Source organism: Gemmobacter nanjingensis (assembly GCF_014652195.1).
Lineage (GTDB): Bacteria > Pseudomonadota > Alphaproteobacteria > Rhodobacterales > Rhodobacteraceae > Gemmobacter > Gemmobacter caeni.
Genome location: NZ_BMYI01000011.1, coordinates 149,830 through 157,332, shown reverse-complemented (window position 1 = coordinate 157,332; position 7,503 = coordinate 149,830). Strand labels below are relative to the sequence as shown.

7 protein-coding genes are annotated in these 7,503 nt (G+C 64.4%); 5 read left to right on the top strand and 2 right to left on the bottom strand.

Annotated elements, in window-relative coordinates; translation table 11 throughout:
- Positions 1–109 precede the first annotated feature (109 nt).
- Both IE126_RS17025 and IE126_RS17020 read right to left on the bottom strand, forming a co-directional pair.
- Positions 110–1,228: an alpha-hydroxy acid oxidase gene (locus IE126_RS17025; protein WP_189381686.1), complete on the bottom strand. Its 1,119-nt coding sequence runs from the start codon at positions 1,226–1,228 to the stop codon at positions 110–112.
- 1 nt (position 1,229) lies between these two features.
- On the bottom strand, positions 1,230–1,853 hold the full coding sequence (locus IE126_RS17020) for a helix-turn-helix domain-containing protein (protein ID WP_054301972.1): 624 nt from the start codon (positions 1,851–1,853) through the stop codon (positions 1,230–1,232).
- A gap of 266 nt (positions 1,854–2,119) precedes the next feature.
- On the opposite strand from IE126_RS17020, the gene IE126_RS17015 reads away from it, so the two are divergent.
- Genes IE126_RS17015 through IE126_RS16995 form a run of 5 tightly spaced genes read left to right on the top strand, consistent with a single transcriptional unit; the run spans position 2,120 to position 7,362 of the window.
- The gene (locus IE126_RS17015; protein WP_189381685.1) at positions 2,120–3,145 is read left to right on the top strand and encodes a TRAP transporter substrate-binding protein; all 1,026 of its coding nucleotides are present in this window, start codon (positions 2,120–2,122) and stop codon (positions 3,143–3,145) included.
- Between the two features lie 46 nt (positions 3,146–3,191).
- Entirely contained in the window at positions 3,192–3,707 is a 516-nt protein-coding gene (locus IE126_RS17010) for a TRAP transporter small permease (RefSeq protein WP_108130619.1), read from the top strand.
- Positions 3,708–3,710: 3 nt separating this feature from the next.
- On the top strand, positions 3,711–5,012 hold the full coding sequence (locus IE126_RS17005; protein WP_189381684.1) for a TRAP transporter large permease: 1,302 nt from the start codon (positions 3,711–3,713) through the stop codon (positions 5,010–5,012).
- Positions 5,013–5,035: 23 nt separating this feature from the next.
- On the top strand, positions 5,036–5,935 hold the full coding sequence (dapA, locus tag IE126_RS17000) for a 4-hydroxy-tetrahydrodipicolinate synthase (RefSeq protein WP_054301976.1): 900 nt from the start codon (positions 5,036–5,038) through the stop codon (positions 5,933–5,935).
- A 2-nt stretch (positions 5,936–5,937) separates the two neighbouring features.
- A complete protein-coding gene (locus IE126_RS16995) occupies positions 5,938–7,362 on the top strand; it encodes an FAD-binding oxidoreductase (RefSeq protein WP_229825605.1) in 1,425 nt (474 codons plus the stop codon).
- Positions 7,363–7,503 lie beyond the last annotated feature (141 nt).

Here is a 7,503-nt window from a genome sequence, read left to right as displayed (position 1 = left end):
CACGCAGATGGAACATCGATCTCAAAAATCTCCCAAACCTCAACCGCATCACAACATTTCTCGAAAACCTCAAACCATTCGCCAACGCTCATCCAAACCTCGCGCCGCATCAGGCCTCAGCGGGCGGCAGGTAGTTCAGCGCCTCGGCATATTCGGTACGCAGGACGGCCAGCATCTCGTGCACACCGGCCTCGCCGCCCGAGGCCAGCGCCCAGAGCGGCAGCCGGCCGAGCATGACACTCCGTGCCCCGCGTGTGGTATAGCGCAGGACATCAAGGCCACGCTTCACGCCGCTGTCCGCCAGAACGGTCAGGCGCCCCGCAACCGCGCTGATGATCTGCGGCAGGACGTCGATGGGCGCGGGGGCGGCGTCGAAATTCCGGGCGCCGTGCGAGGAAACGACAATGCCGTCAGCACCGGCCTCAGCCGCGCGCCGTGCATCGTCGGGCGACAGGATGCCCTTCAGGATCAGCGTACCGGACCAGCGGTCGCGCAGCCAGGCAACGTGATCCCAGTTCAGTCCCGGCATCAGCGACAGGCGCGGATCGACCGGCGGGCCAATCAGGCGCGGGCGCATGCCTTCGGGATAATTGTCCATCTTCGGGATACCTCCACGCAGCACTTGCGGCAGCATCACCCCGGCCAGCCAGTTGGGGCGCAGCGCAAGATCGGTCAGGCTGCGCGCGCAAATGCGAAAAGGCATGTTGAAGCCGCTCTGCAGGTTCCATTCCTTGCGCGCCCCGGCGGGCGTGTCGACCGTCATCACCAGCACCCGCACCCCGGCATTTCGGGCCCTGGCCAGCAGCGCCTCGGTGAAGCTCAGCTCACGCCAGAGGTAAATCTGCATCCAGATTGCAGTTTCGGGCGCGGCGCGGGCGATTTCATCCACCCCGCTGACCGATTGGGTGGACAGGGAAAACGGGATGCCCGCCGCCCCGGCCGCCCGCGCCAGTGCGGCCTCGCCCTGCCGATGCACCAGCCCGGCCATGGCTGTGGGGGCGATGATGAAGGGGGCAGCGTATCGCTGGCCGAACAGGGTGCAGCCGGTGTCCGGCCCGGTGCGCCCCTGCAAGACCTGCGGCACGATCCCGGCCGCATCCAGCCGGGCACGCAGGGCCCGCAGGCTGGCTTCCTCACCCACGCCCCGGTCGATGTAATCGAACAGCCCGCGCGGCAGGCGACGGCGCGCATGGCACCGGGCCGCATCGAAACTGAGGAAGGTCGCCATTTCAGGCGCTCACCACCCAGATGACCTCGGCATCTTCGTCCCCTGCCGTCGTCCAGCAATGCGGGACATTTCCGTCGTAATAGACGGAATCGCCGGGGCCGAGTTCCAGCGGCTCATAGACTTTGGAGTGCAGCAACATCCGGCCCGAAACGACCCAGAGGAAGATTTCGGCGTCCGATTGCGGCCAGACCGGGTAATCGGTTGTGCTCCGGGCGGTCACACGCGTGCGCACCGGCACCATGCGCTTGTTCTTCAGTTCGCTGCACAGCAGGCGGTTCTGGCAGGATTGCGAGGTATGCGCCTTGCCCTCGCCCTGACGGCTGACCGCGCGGCGCCCCGGCGCGGTAGCGACCCGGCTGGGCGCCAGCAGTTCGGCGGGCTCGACACCGAAACCCGATGCAATTTTCACAAGGGTTGAAACGGTGGGCGACAGTTCGTTGCGCTCGATCTTCGACAGGGTGGAGGCGGCCACACCGGACAGGCGCGCGCATTCCTGAAGCGTCAGCCCGCGGGTCTTGCGCAGACCGATGATTCGCTCGCCGATCGCCTCTTCGGCGGGCTCCGCAGGCTCGCTTGCCGCAAGCGTTTCCGTCTGACTCAGAAGCGTCTGACCGCTGACCAGCATTGCACACCTTTCAAACAGCGCCCTGTCACCCGGGCCGGATCAATATTTCGCGTAACCCGCTTCACCCGAAGGCTTATGCCGGACCGCGCTGACGGTCTTCGCGGGGTGTTCCTCACCCATGCATGCATCTTAGCGAAACATCGGTCAAAAAGGAAATGCAGTTTTCGTATAATAAAATTATTGACGAAACGAGAATTTTTGCACAGGCTTTTTCCCAGGCGCGGAACAGCCGCCACAACGAAATCCAAAGCCGACGGGGAAAATATATGAGCTATTTCCGTAAGATGCGCCTTGGCGCAATGACTGCTTGCGCCCTGATCATCGGAGGGGTTGCGGCCCATGCCGAAACCGTGCGCTTCGCCCATGTCGATGGCGAAGGCGATCTGCTGGCGAATACCTACTGGACCTATACAGAGGTTTTCTCCAGCTCACTCGCCGCGCAGACCGGCGGCAAATATGAGGTGCAGGTGTTCCCCAACGGCCAGATGGGCGATCTGGAATCGCTGGCCGAACAGAACGTCCGCGGTTCGCTGCAAATGGTGGGCGGGCTGAACGCCGGGCACCTTGCCGCCTATGCGCCTGTCGCGTCGGTGCTGGAGCTGCCCTACAGCTTTCCCTCGACCGCCGTGGCGCGTGAGGTGCTGAACGGGCCGTTCGGGCAGAAGCTGTCTGATCTGGTCGCCGAACAATCGGGCGTGCGCATCCTCGCCTATCTGCCCTCGGCCTTCCGCAACTTCTCGTCCTCGACGAAGCTCATCAAATCGCCCGCTGACATGAAGGGCATGAAGATGCGCACCCAGCAGGTGCCGATCCATGTCGCCATGGTCGAGGCTCTGGGCGCCTCGCCCACGCCGATTGCCTGGGCAGAACTGTACAGCGCGCTTCAGACCGGCGTTGTCGACGGGCAGGAAAACGCGCCCTACACGATGCTGATGGCGAATTTGCAGGAGGTGCAGAAATATTACACGCTGGATCACCACCTGATCAACATGCCGCTGATCACTATCAACGAGGATTACTGGAATGCTCTGCCCGAAGAGGACAAGCGCGCCTTCAAGGCCGCCGCCGATGAGGCCGCCTTTGCCATGCTGGGCGTGATCGCCGCGAAGGAATCGCAGGATCTGGCCGTGATCCGCAAGGCGGGCGTGGAAATCTACCAGCCGACGCCGGAAGAGTTCCAGCAATTCGTCGATGCAGCGCGCGGGCCGGTGGCCAAGATCCTGGCCCAGACCACGGGGCAGGAAATCATTGACGAGCTGACCGCCGCCGTCGCCGCCGCGCAGGCCAACTGAGCCAACGGTGGGCGGTTCGCCGCCCGCCCCTTCCCTCGGGGTGCCCATGCTTCCGCTACTTGAACGCCTTGCCACGGTCCTCTCGTGGGTCACCTCCGCCGTCGCGCGGGTTCTGCTGCTGATCATCTTCGGCGTGCTGTTTCTTCAGGTTGTGCTGCGCTATGCCTTCGGCTTTTCGCTGCCCTGGCCCGAGGAAGTCTCGCGTTACCTGATGGTCTGGGTCGTGATGCTGGCGGGCAGCCTGCTGGTGCGCGACGACCAGCTGGTGCGCGTCGATTTCTTCGATCACTTCTGGCCGCAACGGCTGCTGGGCTACCGCAACGCAGCCTTCCGCCTGATGCTGGCGGCGATGCTGGCGGTTCTGGTCTGGAAAGGCTTTGAGAATGCGCTGTTCGGTCAGCGCCGTCAGGCCGTCACGCTGGGAATCTCGTTCTTCTGGATCTACCTCTCGGTCCCGGTCGGCGCCGCCCTGATGCTGTTTCACATGCTGGTGCTGGCGCTGCGCGATCTGATCCGCGGCCCGGTCGATACCGGCCCCTCCATCCTGAATTCGGAGATCTGACCGATGGACCAGCCGCTTCTTGCCATCGTCGGCCTGTTACTGGCGCTGATGCTTCTGGGCAGTCCGGTGATCTTTGCCATCGGGTTTGCGGGTCTTGCCTATTTCTGCGTGAAACCCGGCATGACCGACATGCTGGATATCTACGCCCACAAGTTCTTCACCGGGATGGATGTGTTCATCTGGCTGTCGATCCCGCTGTTCATCATTGCGGGCGAGATCATGAGCGCCATCGGCATGACCGAGCGGCTGGTGAACCTGTCGCGCCTGCTGGTCGGGCGGCTGCGCGGCGGGCTGGCCTATGTGAACGTCGTGGGGTCCATGATGTTCGCGGGCGTCTCCGGCTCGGCGCTGGCCGACATTTCGGCGCTGGGTCCGGTCGAGATCGAGATGATGGAGAAAGACGGCTACGACAAGGATTTCTCGGCCGCGCTGACCGTCAGTTCCGCCATTCAGGGGCCGATCATCCCGCCTTCGATCCCGCTGATCATGTTCTCGGCGCTGACCAACACCTCAGTCGCGGCGCTGTTCCTTGCGGGTGCCGTGCCGGGCATCATGCTGGGGCTGGGCCAGATGGCGCTGATCTTCGTCATGGCGCGGCGGTTCGGCTTCAAGGCCAATCCCATCGCCAACCTGACGCTGGCGGTGGCGCTGAACATCGTCGGCAACGCGTTCTTCGCCATCTTCATGCCGATGATCATCATCGGCGGCATCATCTCGGGCATCTTCACCGCGACCGAGGCGGCGGCGGTGGCCGTGGCCTATGCGCTGCTGGTGGGTTTTCTGGCCTATCGCAACCTCAGCCTCAAGGCGCTGTGGGCAATTCTCGACCGTTCGGCGCGGACCTCGGCCTCGGTCTATCTGATCGTCGGTTTCGCCACGATCATTTCCTGGGTGCTGGCGAATGAACGGCTGCCGAACCAGTTGGGCGATCTGGTGGCGGCCTATAACCTGCAACCCTGGATGCTGTTGCTGGCGCTGAACATCTTCTTCCTCATCAACGGGCTGTGGATTGGCGATTCCGTGCAGCTGCTGCTGTTCGCGCCGCTGTTCACCCCGATCCTCGCACAGATGGGCGTCGATCCGGTGCATTTCGGCGTCATCATGGTGATGAACGTGATGATCGGGCTGATGACACCCCCCTACGGGCTGGCGCTTTACCTCGGCTCGTCGATCTCGGGCGTTTCGCTCGGGCGGATCGTGCGCGCCTCGCTTCCCTTCCTCTGCTCCAACCTCGTGGTGCTGTTGCTGGTGACCTATGTCCCGGCGATTTCGCTGACGCTGCCGCGACTGCTGGGCTTTCTCTGATCGTTAGACCAAGGACCAAGACCATGACTTTGACCAAGGATGACCTGCACGGGCTGTTCACCGCCATCGTGACGCCCTTCACCGCCGACGGCGCGGTGGATTACGAGGCGGTCAAGGCGCTGGTGAAGCGGCAGCTTGCGGCGGGCGCCACCGGGATCGTGCCGATCGGCGGCACCGGCGAATACCCGGCCCTGTCGCGGGGGGAACGCGCGGGCGTGGTTTCGGCCTGTGTCGAGGCAGCAGGCGGCGCCCCGGTGCTGCCCGGTGTGCTTTCTACCGGCTATGAGGATGCACTGGAGGCCGGGCACGATTTTCTTGCGGCGGGGGCTGCCGGTCTGATGCTGGTGACACCCTACTACGCCGTCGGCCCGCAGGAAGGCATGCGCGCCTATTTCGCCCGCTACCGCGATGTGGTGGACCTGCCGCTCATGGCTTATGAAATTCCGCGCCGCACCAATGCGGGGCTGAGCCCGGAAACCTATGGCCGTCTGGCCGAAGATGGCACGATCATTGGCATGAAATTCTCCAACTACGACGTGCCGGGCTTCATCGCCACGCTGCGCGAGGCGGGCGACCAGCTTGCCGTGCTCAGCGGTGAAGAGCCGCTGTTCGCCACCCATGTCGCACTGGGCGCGAAGGGTGGCGTGCTGGCCTCGGCCTCGCTTTACCCGGAATACTGGATCAAGGTCTTTGACCTTGCCCGCAGCGGCGATCTGGCCGGGGCGCTGGAGATGCAACACCGCATCGACCCGGTGCTGACGGCGATCTACCGCGAAACCAATCCCGGCCCGCTGAAGGCGCTGATGAAGATGGCCGGGCAGGATGTCGGCCCGGTGCGCCTGCCGCTGACTGCCCCTTCGGCCGAGACGATGGCGATGCTGACCGCCGTTCTGGGCCGCATCGGGCAAAGTGAGGCCGCCTGACCATGACCGCCGATTCCGCGCTGCTGTCCGAGCTTGCCGCGATCCTCGGGCCGAAGGGGCTGCTGACCGAAGCGGCGGACATTGCCCCCTATGTCACCGATTTTCGTGGCCGTCGCAGCGGCACGGCGCTTGCCGTCCTGCTGCCTGCCACGACAGAAGAAGCTGCGGCGGCCATCCGGGCGGTCACGGCACGCGGCATCGCGGTATTCCCGCAGGGGGGCAACACCGGCCTTTGCTATGGCGCGGTGCCGCAGGCGGGGGTGGTGATCGGGCTGAAACGGATGCGCCGGTTGCGGCAGGCCGACCTGCATTCCGGGCTGTTGACCGTGGATGCGGGGATGACGCTGGCCGAGGTCCATGCCGAGGCCGAAAAGCTGAACTTGCAATTCCCGCTTTACCTTGGGTCTGAGGGCACGGCGCAGATCGGCGGTCTGATCGCGGCCAATGCAGGCGGCACCGGCGTGCTGCGCTATGGCGCGATGCGTGATCTGGTGGCGGGGGTGGAACTTGTGCTGGCCGACGGGCGCGTGCTGTCCGATCTGGGTGGTCTGCGCAAGAACAACACCGGCTATTCCATGACTCAGCTTGTCGCCGGGTCCGAGGGCACCCTGGGCGTGATTACCGGCGCGGTGCTGCGCCTTGCGCCCCGGATGCAAAGCCGCGCCGATTGCTGGCTGGGCTTCGCCTCGGTCAATCAGGCGCTGGAGGTGGCGACGCGCATCCGTGCCGCTTTCGGCACTCTGGTCGAGGCATTGGAACTGATCGACCGTGCGGAAGCCAGCTATGTGGTGCGCCACTTCCCTGACATCCGCATGCCGCTGGCGGCGCTTCCTGACTGGTCGCTGATGGTGCAACTGGCATCCTCGCGTGCCGATGACGACCTTGTGCCGCAGCTTGAAACCCTGCTCGCGACAGCGATGGACGAAGGGTTGATCGCCGATGCGGTGGTTGCCCAGAACGAGACGCAGGCCGAAAACATCTGGCATTTCCGTCACTCGGTAACCGAGGCGAACAAGCTGACCGGGGTGGGCGTGGTACTGGATACTTCGGTCCGACCCTCCGAGGTGGCGGGCTTCATCGCCGATGCCGACCGCGTGGCCGCCGCGCGGTTTCCGCAGGCCGAACGCGCCATCGTCGCGCATCTGGCCGATGGCAATGTACACTACATCCTGATGTTCCCGCATGATTTCTGGACCGCCCTCCCCGACAAGGAGGCGATGGAACTGGAGGTCGAGCGTGCCATTCACGACGTGGCCATCGCCCATGGCGGCAGTTTTTCCGCAGAACATGGCATCGGCCGCAAGCTGACGGAGGAAATGGCGCGGCTTGTCGATCCTGTGCGGCTGGAGCTGATGGCGGGGATCAGGGCGGTCTTTGACCCGCAGGGCCTGATGAATCCCGGCGCATTGCTGCCACCCGGCGGCTGAACGCGCCCCGACCCAAGGCCCGGACAGCGGATCGCCCCGTGTGCGATCCGCTTTTGCAATCTGAACGCTGGTAAAGCGCGCAGAAGCGCGGCAATATGCTTGCAAAACGCGCAAACGCCGGATGCACGAAGATGCCCCGGT